Here is a 14,539-nt window from a genome sequence, read left to right on the forward strand (position 1 = left end):
GTGGTCAGCGGATGCGGTGCTGCTTCCAGAAGGGGCCGAGGTCCTTCTCCGTCACGGACTGTGCGGCCTTCTTGAAGTCCGCGGTGGTGGAGACGCCGTACCAGTGGTCGTGGGCGTAGGCCTTGAGGAGGCGGGCCATGGTGCGGGAGCCGAGCGTGCGCTCCAGGTCGGCGAGGGCGCAGGAGCCGGCCGTGTAGATGAGGTGGTACTCGCCCCGGTGTCCGGCCCAGTACGCCATCGAGTTGGTCAGGGCCGCGCGGTCGTCGGGCCACTCCTCATCCGACCAGCAGTCGCGGGTCTCCCAGCCGTAGAAGCGCGCGTTGGCGTACTGCGCGAAGCTCTCGTCCAGCCACGGCGCACCGTACTGGTCGTTGCCGACGATGCCGTACCACCACTGGTGGGCGACCTCGTGCACGACGGCGCTGCCCTCGTCGGTCGTGCCGAGCAGGACCAGGCCGGGGTACTCCATGCCGCCGCCGAACTCGCTGGTCATCACCAGGTCGATCTCGCCGTACGGATAGCGGCCGAACTCCGCGCCGAACCGGTCGACGGCCAGGAGACCGTCCTGACGTGTCAGGCGCACCCCAGTCGGGGAGGTGGTCGGCGCCCAGTACGACCGCACGCGTACACCCCCGGGCGAGGTCTCGACGGCGGTCCGGAACGGGCCGGCCGCCCAGGCGAAGTCCCGCACGCTCCGCGCGACGCTGAGGGTGATGCTGCGGCCGGGTCCGGCCGGCAGGGTCCGGGTACGGCCGGTCGCGGGGACCTTGAGCCTCGTGGGGTGGTCGAGCGCCACGCGGAAGTCGCCCGCCAGGGTGTAGAAGCTCTCGCCGGTCGACACGTACGGATCGAGGTGCCACCCCTTCCTGTCGTGCACGGCGAGCACGGGCAGCGCGTTGCCGAGGAAGCGGAAGGCGCCCTCGCGGCCGAAGCGGTCGTTGCGTCCCGGCACGGTGACGGACACGTTGAAGGAGACGGTCGCGCGCTCGCCGTGCCCGAGCGGCTGCGGCAGGGCGATCCGCAGTGCCGTGCAGTTCACGGTGAGCGGACCCGCGGCGCCCCCGCGCACGTGGGAGACCCTGACCGGCGGCGGCGTGCCGGCCGTGCCGCACTTGTCCACGCCGTTGCCCCACAGACGCAGGTACACCTCGCGCAGCGGACGGTCCGAGGCGTTGCGGAACGACACCCGCTCCCGGCCGGCCCAGCGGGAGCCGTCGGCGTTGCCGTGCAAGGCCACGTCATAGCGCGGTCGATCGGGCGTCGCTGCTGCGGCGTCGCCAGCCTTCGTGAGGGCGTCGGCCCCCGTGCCGCCCAGTGTCACGAGCAACGCCAGCAGCACAACGAGCAGACGGGTGAAGGTACTTGACGTCCACGCGGGAATCGACGGCATGACAGCGGATCCTGCCACAGTGAGTGAGGCAATGGCCCAGAATTCGGGCATGGAGTTCTTCTGCTACCACCGTGACCGGGCCGACTCCCTGGCACTGCTGGAGCGGCACTGGTCCTACGTGACTCCTCCCCCGCGTGGACGCGGGGGCTTCTCGCTAACCCTGGCGGGCGTCGCGACGGACCAGCCCGGCCCGTAGAACGTTCAGGGCGCCCACTGTGTCCGCGTGCGCAAAGTGGCCGCACGAGACGCAGTGGAACTTCGCCTGGGTGGGCCGGTTCTCCGCCGAGACATGCCCGCATTCAGGGCAGGTCCGGGAGGTATTACGGGGGTCCACGGCGATCACTTCTCGTCCGGCGCTTTCAGCCTTGGCGTGCAGGATCGTCAGGAACACCCCCCAACCGGCATCCGAGATCGAGTGGTTGAGTCCGGCCTTCGCCGCCGCGCCGTTCGGTAGGAACACACCCGGCTGTACGGGGTCGGGCTTCGGCTTGGGAGCCTTGACCATGTTGCGGATCTTGAGGTCTTCGTGCGCAATGACATCGTGTTCGCGGACCAGGCCCAAGGCGGTCTTGTGTGCGTGGTCGAGCCGCTGACGGCGGACCTTGCGGTGCAGGTCGGCAACCTTCTGGACGGCACGGCGGTGGTTGGCGGTCCGTTTGTCGCGCCCAACTCGCGGGAACCTGGCGAGGGCCTGCTGTGCGGCTTGAAGCTTCGCGGCGGCCCTGCGCCCGTGACGCGGGTGGGGAACGAACCCGCCGCCTGAATCGGCGAGGTAGTTGGCTAGGCCCATGTCGATGCCGACCACGCTGCCCGTCCTGGGCAGCGGCTCGGGCTCGGGCTGCTCGGCAGTCAGGATGACGTACCAGCGTTTGCCCTCACGCTTGACGGACACGGTCTTGACCCTGCCGACCACCGGCCGGTGCTGGTTGACCTTGACATGCCCGACACCCTGGAGCCGTACGCGGGTCACGGGGTCATGCGGGGTGGAGTCCCAGCGGCAGCCGTCGCCGTCCTTGGGGAAGTCCACCGTGTCGAACCAGTTCACACCCCGAAAGCGCGGGTAGCCCGGCGTATCGCCGGACCTGACCCGGCGGAAGAACGCGGCGAACGCTTTGTCCAGACGGCGCAAGGTGGCCTGCTGGCTGGAGAAAGACCACCTGCCCTGACGCTGCGGGTCGAACGCCCGGATCTCCTTGAGCTGCGCCGACTGCTGCCCGTACTTGATGCTCTTTTTCGACACATGCCGATAGGCGTCACGGCGCTCCTGCAATGCCCCGTTGTAGAGAGAGCAGTGATCGCGCAGCATCTCGCCGAGCGCAATCGTCTGACCCACGGTGGGCCGCATGAGGAACTTGTACGCACGAATCACCCGGCCCACCCCCCCTGCTCAGCCGCCTCCCTTGATCCTAAAACACTTGGCGTATGGCACCGCGTTGGGAACCCGCCGCCCGCAGCCTGAAGGACCCCGCGTTGCCGAGCGCGGGGTCCTTCAGGCCGCTGGCGGCGACGTCGTCGAGGAGGTCGTCGCCCATCGACCGCAGTTTCGCGAGTGACACGCCGTCGTAGCGCATCGAGTGCCGCCGTCCCCACGTCCGTCGGCCGATGTCGTCCGGCACCTCCCCGACCTCGTGGCACGCCACTTCCCGCACGGCTGTCGGCCTTTCACGATCTCCGGGCGGAACTCGCCACCCTGTCGAAACGCGCCAACTGCCCTGGTCGTGCACTCGTCCAGTCCATCGTCGATGGACGGCGGCGGTGGCGTTGCTGCACGATGCGAACGGACAGCTGATCGACATCCCTCCGCACTCGGCACCCCCGACCGAAAGGCCGCACCATGTCGACGATCAGTCAGTGGCGACTGCGAGCCGCCTTCGCGGAACGACTGTCGCGGATGTACGGGCAGGAGGTTCCCGCGTACAACACGCTCGTGGACGTCTCCCGCGAGGTCAACGAGGACGTCCTGCGCGCCCGGGGTGCCGACGCCGAACGCCTCGGCTCGATCGGCCGGGTGACCGCGGAGCGGCACGGAGCGATCCGCGTCGGCACGCCCCGCGAACTCGCGCAGGTCGCCCGTGTCTTCGGCGCCCTCGGCATGCACCCCGTCGGCTTCTACGACCTGCGGGAGGCGGCAGCCAGCGCCGTCCCCGTCGTCTCCACCGCCTTCCGCCCGGTCGACGGCGAGGAACTCGCCCGCAACCCCTTCCGCGTCTTCACCTCCCTGCTCACCCCCGCCGACCCGCGCTTCTTCGACGCCGACCTGCGCGCCCGCCTCGAAGCGTTCCTCGACGCGCGCGAACTGTTCCCGCCGGAACTGCTCGTGCTGGCCGACCGCGCCGCGGACCTGCGCGAACTGTCCGAGGCCGACGCGGAGCGGTTCCTGCGGCTCGCGGTGGGCGCCTTCGAACTGTCGGGCGAACCGGTCGACCAGGCGTGGTACCGGACCCTGGAACGCGTCTCCGCCGTCGCCGCGGACATCGGAGGCGTGCGCAGCACCCACATCAACCACCTCACCCCACGCGTCCTGGACATCGACGAGCTGTACCGCCGTATGACCGACCGCGGCATCGAGATGATCGACACCATCCAGGGCCCGCCCGCCTGGAAGGGCCCCGACGTCCTGCTGCGCCAGACCTCCTTCCGGGCCCTGGCCGAGCCGCGCGCGATGCGGCTCGCCGACGGCAGCGTCGTCAGCGGCGCCCTGCGGGTGCGCTTCGGCGAGGTCGAGGCCCGCGGCATCGCCCTCACCCGTGCGGGCCGCACTCTTTACGACGACCTCCTCGGCCGGGTCGACGAGCAGGCGTCCGCGAACCCCACGGCGTCCCGCGGCGATCTCGCACGCGCCCTGTGGGAACGGCACATGCCGGCCGGCGAAACCGAACTGGCCGCCGGGGGCCTGGCCTACTTCACCTACCGCCTCGCCGAGGACCGCCCGCGCGACGGCAGCCGCCCGCCGGACACACTCGCCGAACTGCTGCGACAGGGCTGGGTGCACGCCGAACCCATCGTCTACGAGGACTTCCTGCCCCGCTCCGCCGCCGGGATCTTCCAGTCCAACGTCAGCGGCGAGGGCACCCGCGACAACGACCAGGAAGGCACGGCCTACGACGCCGCCTGGCTCTCCGGCGCCGTGGGCCGTGACGTACTGGACCCCTATGCCCTCTACGCCCGGCAGCAGGAGGACTCCCTCACCCGGGTCGCCCGCGCCCTCGACCTCCCCGACACCCTCGGCTGACCCCTCACACCTGCAAGGGACCGACCATCATGACCAGCACCGCACTGCCCACCACGGACGACCTGCGCGCCCGCGCACTCCGGGCCCTGGAGCACATCGGGGTCACCGTTCCCGAGGGCGACGACCTCCAGGCCCGCACCCCCGTCACCGGTGAGAATCTCTTCGGACTGCGGGCCGCGGGTGCCGCCGACACCGAGGAGGCCGTCGCGGCGGCCCGCACGGCCTTCCTGACCTGGCGCACGACACCCGCACCGCGTCGCGGCGAACTCGTCCGCAGGCTCGGCGAGTTGCTGCGTGAGCACAAGGGCGAGCTGGCCGACCTCGTCACCATCGAGGCGGGCAAGATCCGCTCGGAGGCGCTCGGCGAGGTCCAGGAGATGATCGACATCTGCGAGTTCGCGGTCGGCCTGTCCCGCCAGCTGTACGGCCGTACGATCGCCTCCGAACGGCCCGGACACCGGCTGGCCGAGACCTGGCACCCGCTCGGCGTGGTCGGGGTGATCTCCGCGTTCAACTTCCCCGTGGCCGTATGGTCGTGGAACACCGCCGTCGCCCTCGTCTGCGGCGACACCGTGGTCTGGAAGCCGTCGGAACTCACCCCGCTGTCCTCCCTGGCCTGCGCCCGCCTGCTGGCCCGGGCCGCCGAGGAGACCGGCGCGCCGGGCGATGTGCACCGCCTCCTGCTGGGCGACCGCGCGGTCGGCGAGAAGCTCGTCGACGACCCCCGCGTCGCCCTCGTCAGCGCCACCGGATCCACCCGCATGGGCCGCGAGGTCGGCCCGCGCGTCGCCGCGCGCTTCGGCCGCACCCTGCTCGAACTCGGCGGCAACAACGCCGCGATCGTCGCCCCGTCCGCCGATCTGGATCTCGCCGTCCAGGGCATCGTCTTCGCGGCGGCCGGCACGGCGGGCCAGCGCTGCACCACCCTGCGCCGCCTCATCGTCCACCGGGACATCGCCGACCCCCTGCTCGAACGGCTGACCGCCGCCTACCGCAGGCTCCCGATCGGCAGCCCTTTCCAGGACACCACGCTCGTCGGCCCGCTCATCTCCGCCGAGGCCCACACGCGCATGGGGGACGCCCTGGCCCGCGTCCAGGCACAGGGCGGCAAGATCCTGGTCGGCGGCAATCGCCGGCTGACCGAGCAGGCGTCCGAAGCCGCCTATGTGGAGCCGGTCCTCGTCCGCGTCGACGAACAGACGGACGTCGTACGGGAGGAGACCTTCGCCCCGATCCTGTACGTCCTCACCTACGACACCCTCGACGAGGCGATCGCGCTGCACAACGACGTCCCCCAGGGGCTGTCGTCCAGCATCTTCACGCGGGACCAGCAGGAGGCCGAGATCTTCCTGTCCTCGGCCGGGTCCGACTGCGGCATCGCCAACGTCAACATCGGCACGTCCGGGGCCGAGATCGGCGGCGCGTTCGGCGGCGAGAAGGACACCGGCGGCGGCCGCGAGTCGGGCTCCGACGCCTGGAAGTCGTACATGCGCTCGGCCACCAACACGGTGAACTACTCAAGTGAGTTGCCGCTCGCGCAGGGGGTCAGCTTCCTCTGAGCGGTCGCGTCGGCGGGAGGCGGCGGGCCGGTCCGGTTCCGGCGTTCGACGTGTGCCCGCGTACGCCGGTGTCCCCTCCGTCTCCTCGGGAGTCACGGCTCGGCCGCCCTGATGGCGCAGGGCGCACAGGAAGCCGACGCCCGGGGCGATCGCCATGCCGTAGAACACCCGAGCCCCGTTGGCGGTCGGCGGACGACCGGGAATGCTCAACCCGCCTTGCTCACCGCGGCGTCGAGCATCGGGCCGAGTTCCTCGGCCACGGTCCGCAGCGGCCTTGCGTCCCGCTCGGCCCGGGCCATCAGGATCGCCCCCTCCAGCGCGCTGATCATGAGCGTGGCGAGCGCGTCGGCCCGCTCCCGCGGCACGCCCATGTCCACCAGGGCCCCGGCCACCGGCCCCGTCCAGGTCGCGAACGCCGCGGCCGCCGCCTCCCGCGTGGACTCGGCGGACTCCGCGCAGTCCACCGTGGCCGCCGCCACGGGGCAGCCGCCCGCGAACCCGGCGGCCTCGTACTCGTCGGTCCACTGGCCCACCATCTGCGCGAACAGCCCCCCGGGCGTCGGCTCGGGCAGCGCGGCGACGAACCGGGCGACACGCTTGCCCGCGTACCGGCCCGCCCACCCCACGGCCTCGTTGACCAGTTGTTCCTTGCCGCCGGGGAAGTAGTGCTGGAGCGAACCGCGAGGCGCGGCGGCATGGGCGGCGACCTCACGCATCCCCGTGGCGGCGACCCCGTCACGCCGGATGAGCTGGGCCGCGCTGAAGACCATCCGCTCGCGCGGTCCCCGTTCGGACACCGCCATCTCCGCCCTCCGTAACCGTCCCCGCTTCGCCCTGTTCCGCGGGGATCCGCTTCGCGTTCCGCAGCCCATCCTATGACCGCCGTCATAGATGTCGACTACTATGACCGCTGTCATAGTCGTGCGGACGCGTCGCGTGGCGGTATCCCGTCGGCGCTGGTGAAGAAACGGCGGTGCATCGTGCACGTGGGTTTCATCGGCCTCGGCGTCATGGGGCAGCCCATGGCGCTCGCACTGGCCCGCGCGGGAACGCCCCTCGTCGTCTGGAACCGCACCCGGGACCGCAGCGCGCCCCTTCGCGCGGCCGGTGCCGAGGTCGCGGCGGGCCCGGCCGAGGTCTTCGACCGGGCGCACACGGTGATCCTGATGCTGGCCGACGAGACCGCCGTGGACGCGGTCCTCGGGCGGGGCACCCCGGACTTCGCCGCGCGCGTGGCCGGGCGCACCGTGGTCCACATGGGCACGACCGCGGCGGAGTACTCGGCGGCCCTCCAGGACGCCGTACGAGCCGCGGGCGGACGCTACGTCGAAGCCCCGGTCTCCGGCTCGCGGATCCCCGCGGAACAGGGCGAACTCGTGGCGATGCTGGCAGGCGACGCCGACGCCGTGGCGGCCGTACGCCCTCTTCTGGCGCCGATGTGCCGTGAGACGTTCGACTGCGGGGGCGTACCCGGTGCCCTGCTGATGAAGTTCTCGGTCAACCTCTTTCTGATCACCTTGGTCACCGGCCTGACCGAGGCGTTCCACTTCGCCGACCGGCACGGACTGGACCAGCGTCTGCTGCGGGACGTCCTCGACGCCGGACCGATGGCCAGCGCCGTGTCCCGGGGGAAGGGTCCCAAGCTGCTGGCCCGCGACTTCGCCGTCCAGGCGGCGGCAGCGGACGTCCTGAAGAACAACCGGCTGATCGCCGAGGCCGCCCGCAAGGCCGCCGTCGCGTCCCCGCTTCTCGACGTCTGCCACGCCCTGTTCGGGGAGGCCGTCGCCCGCGGGCACGGCGGCGAGGACATGGTGGCCGTACTGCACGCGTTGGAGGCGCGGACCGACGGGGCGTGAACCCTCGCCCGGGAGTGGGCGTGCGGGCCTGGTCGGGGCCGGTGAACGGTGTCGGAGGCGCCCGTTATGCTCCGGCCCATGAGTGAGGCAGACAGAGGCCCCGGCAGACGAGTTGTCGACGGGCGCTTCGAGTTGGAGGCCCGCCTCGGCGGCGGCGGGATGGGGACGGTCTGGCGCGCCAGGGACCTGGTGCTGCACAGGCTGGTGGCGGTCAAGGAGGTCCGGCCGCCGGACCGGGACCTGGCCGAGTACGACCCCGAAGGCGCCCGGATGCTGCGCGAGCGTGTGCTGCGCGAGGCCAGGGCCCTGGCCCGGATCGACCATCCGAACGTCGTGACCATCCATCACGTGGTCGACGGCGGCGACGCCACCTACCCGTGGATCGTGATGGAACTCGTCAGCGGCGGCTCACTGGCCGACCTGCTGGCACGGGGGCCGATGCCCCCGGCCGAGGCCGCGCGGATCGGCCGGGGCGTGCTGGCCGCGCTGGCCGCCGCGCACGACGCCGGGATCCAGCACCGGGACGTCAAACCCGCCAACGTCCTGATGCGCACCGACGGCCGTCCCGTCCTCACCGACTTCGGCATCGCCGCGATCCGCGAGACGACCAACCTCACCGCCACCGGTTCCATCATCGGCACGCCCGACTTCATGGCCCCGGAGCGCATCTCCGGACAGGAGGGCGGCGCCGCCTCCGACCTGTGGTCGCTGGCGATGATGCTGTACACCGCCGTGGAGGGCCACCACCCGCTGCGCCGGGGTACGAGCCTGGCCACGCTCGCCGCCGTCCTCAGCGAGCCCGTGCCGCCGCCGGTGCGGGCCGGCGCCCTGGGCGGGGTCCTGATGAGCGTGCTGGTGCGGGACCCGTCGGCACGACCCTCCGCCGCCGAACTCGACCGCGGGCTGGCCGGGATCGAGTCCCTGCCGAGCGGTCCGGCGCCCACCTGGGACACGCCCACCTCCTACTCGCTGAACCCGCCGACGCCGTCCGGCACCACCGCCTCCTCGTATCCGGCGGCTTCCGCCTCGTCGACCACGTCCGTGCCGTTCGGCGCGCCCACCCCGACGCCCGGCTTCGGCCCGCCGATTCCGCCCGGCGCCGTGTTCCCCGGGCCCCAGCCGGTCACCGCACCCGTGCGAGCGGGACGTCGACGCACGCTCGGCCTGCCCGTCCTGCTGAGTGTCTCGGGGACCTCGCTGGCCGGTGCCCTGGTCCTGATGTGGTGGCTGCTGCCCATCGGGGGCGGCGACGGCGATGCGGACAACCGGGCGTCGTCCAGGACCTCGGCCCCGGAAACGACCGCTTCGGCAACCGAGGCGGACCCGGATGCGGAGCGTTCCACCGAGCCGGAGAGCACCGACCTGCTCACCCCGGACGGCATCCGTACCGCCATCGAGGCCCTGGAGAAGGAGACCGGCCGGGACCGGTTCGGCGACTTCACGGTGTACGAGGAGTACGTGTCGGCCGAGGTGATGGTCAAGGGCAGTGACACCAGGTACGACTCCTACACCTACCGCCCCGGACGAGGCGTGGAGAAGGGCATCATCAAGAGTTCCCTGGCCGGCGGCGAGCAGCCCGTCAGCCTCGACGGCTTCAACTGGGACGCGGTTCCCGCGCTGCTCGCCGAGGCCGACAAGAAGCTCAACGTCGAGAATCCGGACGCCCGTTACGTCATGGTGAGACAGCCGAACGACATCTTCGACACCCCGGCAGGCCTCGCCGTCTACCTCAGCGACGAATACGGCCAGGCCGGCTACCTGGAGGCGGACACCCGGGGCAAGGTGACCAGGGTGTCGCCGGCGGAGGGCTGACTGCCAGGAGACGCCGTCGCCGTCAGCCGGCCTCGGCCTCGATGAGGGAGAAGGGCGCGGCCTCGGCGAGCGGCGTCACGGCGGTGACGGACAGGCCGGCGCGGCCGCACACCTCCTCGAATCCTCGGAAGTCCTCGCGGGTGCGTTCCCGGCCGCCCACGTTCACCGGCATGTTGAGGTCGCTGAGATACGTGATGCCGCCGTCGCCGACATCGGCCCGCGCGGTCATCTCGACGACTGCGGGGAGCACGGGCTCCACGGTTCCGGCGGCCCGCCATGACGAGCGGCCCGCCATGACGAGCGGCCCGCCGTGGCGAGCGGCCCGCCGCGACGAGCGGGCCGCTGGAAGTGCCGGACGCGTGTCAGGCGGTTGTGGCGGAGGGCAGCACGTGATCGCCCACCTTGTCCGTGCTCAGGCACAGCGAGCAGACCACCGCGTCATGGGTGGCGCACGCGGTGACGTCCGGGCGCTCGTAGGGCTGCCGGCAGACGTGGCAGTCGAGGACGAGAGCGCTCGGGTTGCCGTCGGCGTCCAGCAGCGGCTCGTCGATGCCGTCCTCGGCGCGGCGCAGGTAGTACCTGCCCTTGGTGACGACGGCCATCAGCGGGGTGAGGACGAAGGCGATCACGGCCGCGGCGACGGGGGAGTACGGCTGGAGGGTGTCGCCGAGAGCGTGGAAGTACATGGCGATGGACAGACCGGAGGCGGCGGTGAACGCCACGACTCCGACGGGGTTGACGGCGTAGAGCATGCCGCGGCGGAACTCCGGCTGGAGCGGCGAGAGTTTCAGCAGGTACTTGTTGACGCCGATGTCGGTGGCGACGGTGACGACCCAGGCGATGGCGCAGTTCGAGTAGAAGCCGAGGATGCTGTTGAGGAAGCTGAACATGTCGGCTTCCATCAGGACGAGCGCGAAGGCCAGGTTGACCAGGACGAAGATCATGCGGCCGGGGTAGTGCCGGGTGACGCGGGTGAAGGAGTTCGTCCAGGCCAGCGAGCCGGAGTACGCGTTCGTCACGTTGATCTTGATCTGGCTGATCACCACCAGGGCCACGGCCAGCGGCACGACCATCCAGGACGGCATCATCGCGTCGAAGGCGCTGCGGAACTGCTGGATCGGCTCCGGAGCGGCGGCCGGCCCCACCTCGGCGAGGATGTACACGGCGAGAAAGACACCGATGGCCTGCTTCAGCGCGCCGAGCACCACCCAGCCGGGCCCGGCCATCACCACGGCCGTCCACCAACCGCGCTTGTTCTCCTCGGTCTTGGGCGGCATGAAGCGCAGGTAGTCGATCTGCTCGCCGATCTGCGCGATGAGGGAGAGGCACACGCCCGCGCCGAGCAGCACGGACGCGGTGTTGACGCCGCCGTCGCCGTCCGTGCCGGCGTAGGCGAGGAAGCGGTCGACCGTGCCGGGGTCGTTGACGACCAGGTAGACCAGCGGGCCGACCATCAGCAGCAGCCAGATCGGGGTGGTCCACACCTGGAGCTTGCTGAGCGCCTTCATGCCGTAGATCACCAGCGGGATCACCATGAGTGTGGAGACCAGATAGCCCAGCCACAGCGGGAGCCCGAGTCCGAGCTTGAGGCCCTGGGCCATGATCGAGCCTTCGAGGGCGAAGAAGATGAAGGTGAAGCTGGCGAAGATGACGCTGGTGAGCACCGAGCCGTAGTAGCCGAAGCCGGAGCCGCGGGTGATCAGGTCGAGGTCGATGTTGTAGCGGGCGCCGTAGTAGGCCAGCGGGAATCCGGTGACGAAGATGACGACGGCGGCGACGGCGATCGCGATCAGCGCGTTGCCGGTGCCGTGCGCCAGGCCGATGCCGGCGCCGATGGAGAAGTCGGCCATGTAGGCGATGCCGCCGAGGGCGGTCGTGGCCACGACCATGGGACTCCAGCGGCGGTAACTGCGGGGCGCGAAACGGAGGGTGTAGTCCTCCAGCGTCTCCTTGACCGCTTGGTCGGCGGATGTCGGCGCCGCGGCCGTGGTGCTGTCGCTCGGTCCTGACGTCGTCGACCGTGACTCGGTGGTGCTCATGCCACGCCTCCCGGTGGGGCTGGGTGCGGGTGCTGCGGTGAAGTGGGCGGCCCCGCATGGCGTCGTCGGCAGGAGGGCGGCAGTCGAAGGGCCGTTATGGGGGGGAGCGGCCTGTGTACGACTGGGTGAACCCACAGCCGGTCACGTTAGGAAGCGCTCGTTTCCACCGGATTCATCTTGTCGTGAACACGATGTTTCGGGGGCGTGGCTCGTCACTGGCGCCTCACCGGCGCCGGGAAACGCCCAGCTCGATGAGATAGCGCTTGGTCACGACCCCGCCGTACGACCCGTCGATCAGTTCCGCGATGCACCCCAACAGCCCGTTCCTGGCGGCTTCCGGGAGCGCTCGATGCCCGGAGTACGTCCGCAGCAGCTCCAGGTACTCCGCTGTCGTGTAGGTGAGTTCGCGTTCGTAGCGGCGGAAGACGGTGGGCCCGAACCGGCCGTCGCGCGCCACCTCCCGCGCGTGGTCCGACCCGTGGATGTCGGCGGCCGCGGGAAGCCGCAGGCCGGGCGGTGTCTCCGGGTCGAACCGCTCGTAGCAGCGCTGGACCCCGACGAAGAACTCCTCCGTACCGCCCCGCACATGCTGCGTGCGCACCACCGCGAGCGCACCACCCGCCCGCAGCGCACCGGCGGCCTTCGTCACCCGTACGGCCGGGTCGATCCAGTGGAACGCCGTGGCCGACACGACCGCGTCGAAAGGCGCCTCGGGGAGCGGCCAGTCCTCGAACCGCGCCGTCACCACCTCCACCGCCGCGAACCCGGCCACGTTGCGACGGGCCACGGCGGCCATCCGCGCTCCCGCCTCCACGGCCGTGACCCGGCAGCCCCGCTCGGCCAGCGGCACCGTCGCCTGGCCGGTCCCGCAGCCGACCTCCAGCACGTGCCTGCCGGCTCCGGCACCGGCGAGCTCGCCGAGGTCGTCGTACAGCTCCGGCGGATACCCCGGCCTGGCCCGGTCGTACAGCTCCGCGTCCTCGTCGAACGTCCGGCTCAGTCGCGCCCGCCGGGATTCCTCAGGGGTGTCGTCGCGTTGCCCGGGCGTGAGGTGGTGGTGGGGCATGCGAGCAGGCTAACCGGATGTGACGGCTACTCACCTCGCGCGGGGAAGAGATCCCCCACGCGACACCCCCCGACCGCGAAAGGACATGGCGGCGTTGACACGCACCGACTACTACGACGACCCCGCGGCGCCCGAGCCGAACGCCCTGGTCGTGGCGGCCTCCGCGGTGGTCACCGACGACGCGGGCCGCATCCTCCTCCAGCGCCGTTCCGACAGCGGGCTCTGGGCGCTGCCCGGTGGCGGCATGGAGCTGACCGAGAGCCTCCCCGGGTGCGCGGTGCGGGAGGTCAAGGAGGAGACCGGCTACGACATTCGGATCACCGGGCTGATCGGCACCTACACCGACCCGCGCCATGTGATCGCCTACAGCGACGGGGAGGTGCGACGTCAGTTCAACATCTGCTTCCGCGCCCGCATCGTCGGCGGCGAGCCGGCGATCTCCGGCGAATCCACCGAGGTCCGCTTCGTCCACCCCGGCGAGTTGGACTCCCTGCCCCTGCACGACACCCAACGCATCAGACCCCGGCACGCCTTGGAGCACCGGGACACGCCGTACCTGGGCTGAACGGGACGCCGGTCCGCCCATCATTTGGCGACGACGGCCCCGCGGGCGGACGTGTCGACGTGGAGGGTGAAGACGTCGGGGCGCGCGTAGTGGCCGACCGGGTCGAAGTCGAAGCGGGCCCGTCCGAGCTCGTCGAGGTCGAGCTCGGCGGTCAGGACGCCCTCGCCGTCCCGCAGCGGACCGGCGAGCACCTCACCGAGCGGGGAGACGATGACCGAACCACCGCCGATCAGGATTGTGTCGGGCGCGTCGCCCTGGACGGGGTGGAGGTCCGCGGGCAGGCCGTCGCGGCGCAGGAACTGACAGGCGCTCAGGACGAAGCAACGCCCCTCGAGGGCGATGTGCCGCATGGTGGCCTGCCAGGCGTCCCGGTCGTCCACGGTCGGCGCACACCACAGGTCGACTCCCTTGGCGTACATCGCCGTACGGAACAGGGGCATGTAGTTCTCCCAGCAGATGGCCGACCCGAGGCGGGCAGCGCCGGTGTCGACCACCGGGAGGGTGGAACCGTCGCCCTGACCCCACAGAAAACGCTCGGCGGCGGTCGGCATCAGCTTGCGATGCAGACCCAGATAGCCGTCGGGACCGAAGAACAGGGCGACGCAGTACAGGGTCCCGCCCCGCCGCTCGACGGCACCGACCACGGCATGGCAGCCCAACTCCCCGCTCAGCGCGGCCAGAGCGGCGACCTCGGGCCCGGGAACCTCGATCGCGGCGTCGTGATACCGCCGGAACACCTCACGCCCCGCCGGACTGCGGCTGCCGACGACGACACCGAAGTCCAGCCCTTTGGGATACCCGCCGAGGAACGCCTCCGGCAGCACGACGACCTGCGCTCCACGCTCCTCGACCGCTTCCCGGACGAGCTCCTCGGCCCGGCGCAGCGCGGCCGGAGTGTCGAACAGCGGGGCGGACGCCTGTACGACGGCGGCGGTCAGGGTACGGCGGGGCGCGGGGGCGTCGGAGCGCGAGGAGGTCATGGGAGCGACCCTAGGAAGCCGCGGCACCACGCGCCACGGC

12 protein-coding genes and 1 pseudogene are annotated in these 14,539 nt (G+C 71.3%); 5 read left to right on the forward strand and 8 right to left on the reverse strand.

Annotated elements, in window-relative coordinates; all coding sequences use genetic code 11:
- Positions 1-4: 4 nt before the first annotated feature.
- From ACIRD7_RS08320 to ACIRD7_RS08330, 3 genes are all read right to left on the reverse strand, one after another.
- Positions 5-1,390 (reverse strand): M1 family metallopeptidase, encoded by a 1,386-nt coding sequence (locus ACIRD7_RS08320; RefSeq protein WP_403451259.1) that lies wholly within the window; start codon positions 1,388-1,390, stop codon positions 5-7.
- Positions 1,391-1,544: 154 nt separating this feature from the next.
- A complete protein-coding gene (locus ACIRD7_RS08325; RefSeq protein ID WP_403451261.1) occupies positions 1,545-2,759 on the reverse strand; it encodes an RNA-guided endonuclease InsQ/TnpB family protein in 1,215 nt (404 codons plus the stop codon).
- A gap of 37 nt (positions 2,760-2,796) precedes the next feature.
- Positions 2,797-3,039 (reverse strand): hypothetical protein, encoded by a 243-nt coding sequence (locus ACIRD7_RS08330; RefSeq protein ID WP_403451262.1) that lies wholly within the window; start codon positions 3,037-3,039, stop codon positions 2,797-2,799.
- 185 nt (positions 3,040-3,224) lie between these two features.
- Here ACIRD7_RS08330 and ACIRD7_RS08335 point away from each other — a divergent pair, with 185 nt between their 5' ends.
- The gene (locus ACIRD7_RS08335; RefSeq protein ID WP_403451264.1) at positions 3,225-4,622 is read left to right on the forward strand and encodes a 2-oxoadipate dioxygenase/decarboxylase family protein; all 1,398 of its coding nucleotides are present in this window, start codon (positions 3,225-3,227) and stop codon (positions 4,620-4,622) included.
- 29 nt (positions 4,623-4,651) lie between these two features.
- Positions 4,652-6,181 (forward strand): aldehyde dehydrogenase family protein, encoded by a 1,530-nt coding sequence (locus ACIRD7_RS08340; RefSeq protein WP_403451266.1) that lies wholly within the window; start codon positions 4,652-4,654, stop codon positions 6,179-6,181.
- Positions 6,182-6,387: 206 nt separating this feature from the next.
- Here the strand turns inward: ACIRD7_RS08340 and ACIRD7_RS08345 are convergent, their stop codons facing one another.
- Complete coding sequence (locus tag ACIRD7_RS08345) at positions 6,388-6,984, reverse strand: TetR/AcrR family transcriptional regulator (RefSeq protein WP_403451267.1); 597 nt, start codon at positions 6,982-6,984, stop codon at positions 6,388-6,390.
- Positions 6,985-7,161: 177 nt separating this feature from the next.
- Between ACIRD7_RS08345 and ACIRD7_RS08350 the strand changes: the two genes are divergently transcribed.
- Positions 7,162-8,037, forward strand: a complete 876-nt coding sequence (locus tag ACIRD7_RS08350; protein WP_403451269.1) for an NAD(P)-dependent oxidoreductase — start codon at positions 7,162-7,164, stop codon at positions 8,035-8,037.
- A gap of 78 nt (positions 8,038-8,115) precedes the next feature.
- Complete coding sequence (locus ACIRD7_RS08355) at positions 8,116-9,849, forward strand: serine/threonine-protein kinase (RefSeq protein ID WP_403451271.1); 1,734 nt, start codon at positions 8,116-8,118, stop codon at positions 9,847-9,849.
- Positions 9,850-9,871: 22 nt separating this feature from the next.
- Here the strand turns inward: ACIRD7_RS08355 and ACIRD7_RS08360 are convergent.
- The 3 genes and pseudogenes from ACIRD7_RS08360 to ACIRD7_RS08370 form a co-directional block, all read right to left on the reverse strand.
- Positions 9,872-10,108, reverse strand: a pseudogene (locus ACIRD7_RS08360) (methyltransferase); the annotation flags it as partial.
- A gap of 103 nt (positions 10,109-10,211) precedes the next feature.
- Entirely contained in the window at positions 10,212-11,888 is a 1,677-nt protein-coding gene (locus tag ACIRD7_RS08365) for a purine-cytosine permease family protein (protein ID WP_403451273.1), read from the reverse strand.
- A gap of 223 nt (positions 11,889-12,111) precedes the next feature.
- On the reverse strand, positions 12,112-12,954 hold the full coding sequence (locus ACIRD7_RS08370) for a class I SAM-dependent methyltransferase (protein ID WP_403451274.1): 843 nt from the start codon (positions 12,952-12,954) through the stop codon (positions 12,112-12,114).
- A gap of 94 nt (positions 12,955-13,048) precedes the next feature.
- On the opposite strand from ACIRD7_RS08370, the gene ACIRD7_RS08375 reads away from it, so the two are divergent.
- A complete protein-coding gene (locus ACIRD7_RS08375) occupies positions 13,049-13,519 on the forward strand; it encodes an NUDIX hydrolase (RefSeq protein WP_403451727.1) in 471 nt (156 codons plus the stop codon).
- Positions 13,520-13,539: 20 nt separating this feature from the next.
- On the opposite strand, the gene ACIRD7_RS08380 is transcribed toward ACIRD7_RS08375, so the two are convergent.
- The gene (locus tag ACIRD7_RS08380; protein ID WP_403451275.1) at positions 13,540-14,499 is read right to left on the reverse strand and encodes a nitrilase-related carbon-nitrogen hydrolase; all 960 of its coding nucleotides are present in this window, start codon (positions 14,497-14,499) and stop codon (positions 13,540-13,542) included.
- Between the last annotated feature and the right edge of the window lie 40 nt (positions 14,500-14,539).

This window comes from Streptomyces sp. NPDC093568 (assembly GCF_044764945.1).
Taxonomy (GTDB): Bacteria; Actinomycetota; Actinomycetes; order Streptomycetales; family Streptomycetaceae; genus Streptomyces.

Bases quoted from the DNA above. Each gene is read 5' to 3' on its own strand.
- ACIRD7_RS08355 (WP_403451271.1), top strand. From the start codon at position 8,116: ATGAGTGAGGCAGACAGAGGCCCCGGCAGACGAGTTGTCGACGGGCGC.
- ACIRD7_RS08365 (WP_403451273.1), bottom strand. From the start codon at position 11,888: ATGAGCACCACCGAGTCACGGTCGACGACGTCAGGACCGAGCGACAGC.
- ACIRD7_RS08370 (WP_403451274.1), bottom strand. From the start codon at position 12,954: ATGCCCCACCACCACCTCACGCCCGGGCAACGCGACGACACCCCTGAG.
- ACIRD7_RS08335 (WP_403451264.1), top strand. From the start codon at position 3,225: ATGTCGACGATCAGTCAGTGGCGACTGCGAGCCGCCTTCGCGGAACGA.
- ACIRD7_RS08380 (WP_403451275.1), bottom strand. From the start codon at position 14,499: ATGACCTCCTCGCGCTCCGACGCCCCCGCGCCCCGCCGTACCCTGACC.
- ACIRD7_RS08345 (WP_403451267.1), bottom strand. From the start codon at position 6,984: ATGGCGGTGTCCGAACGGGGACCGCGCGAGCGGATGGTCTTCAGCGCG.
- ACIRD7_RS08320 (WP_403451259.1), bottom strand. From the start codon at position 1,390: ATGCCGTCGATTCCCGCGTGGACGTCAAGTACCTTCACCCGTCTGCTC.
- ACIRD7_RS08340 (WP_403451266.1), top strand. From the start codon at position 4,652: ATGACCAGCACCGCACTGCCCACCACGGACGACCTGCGCGCCCGCGCA.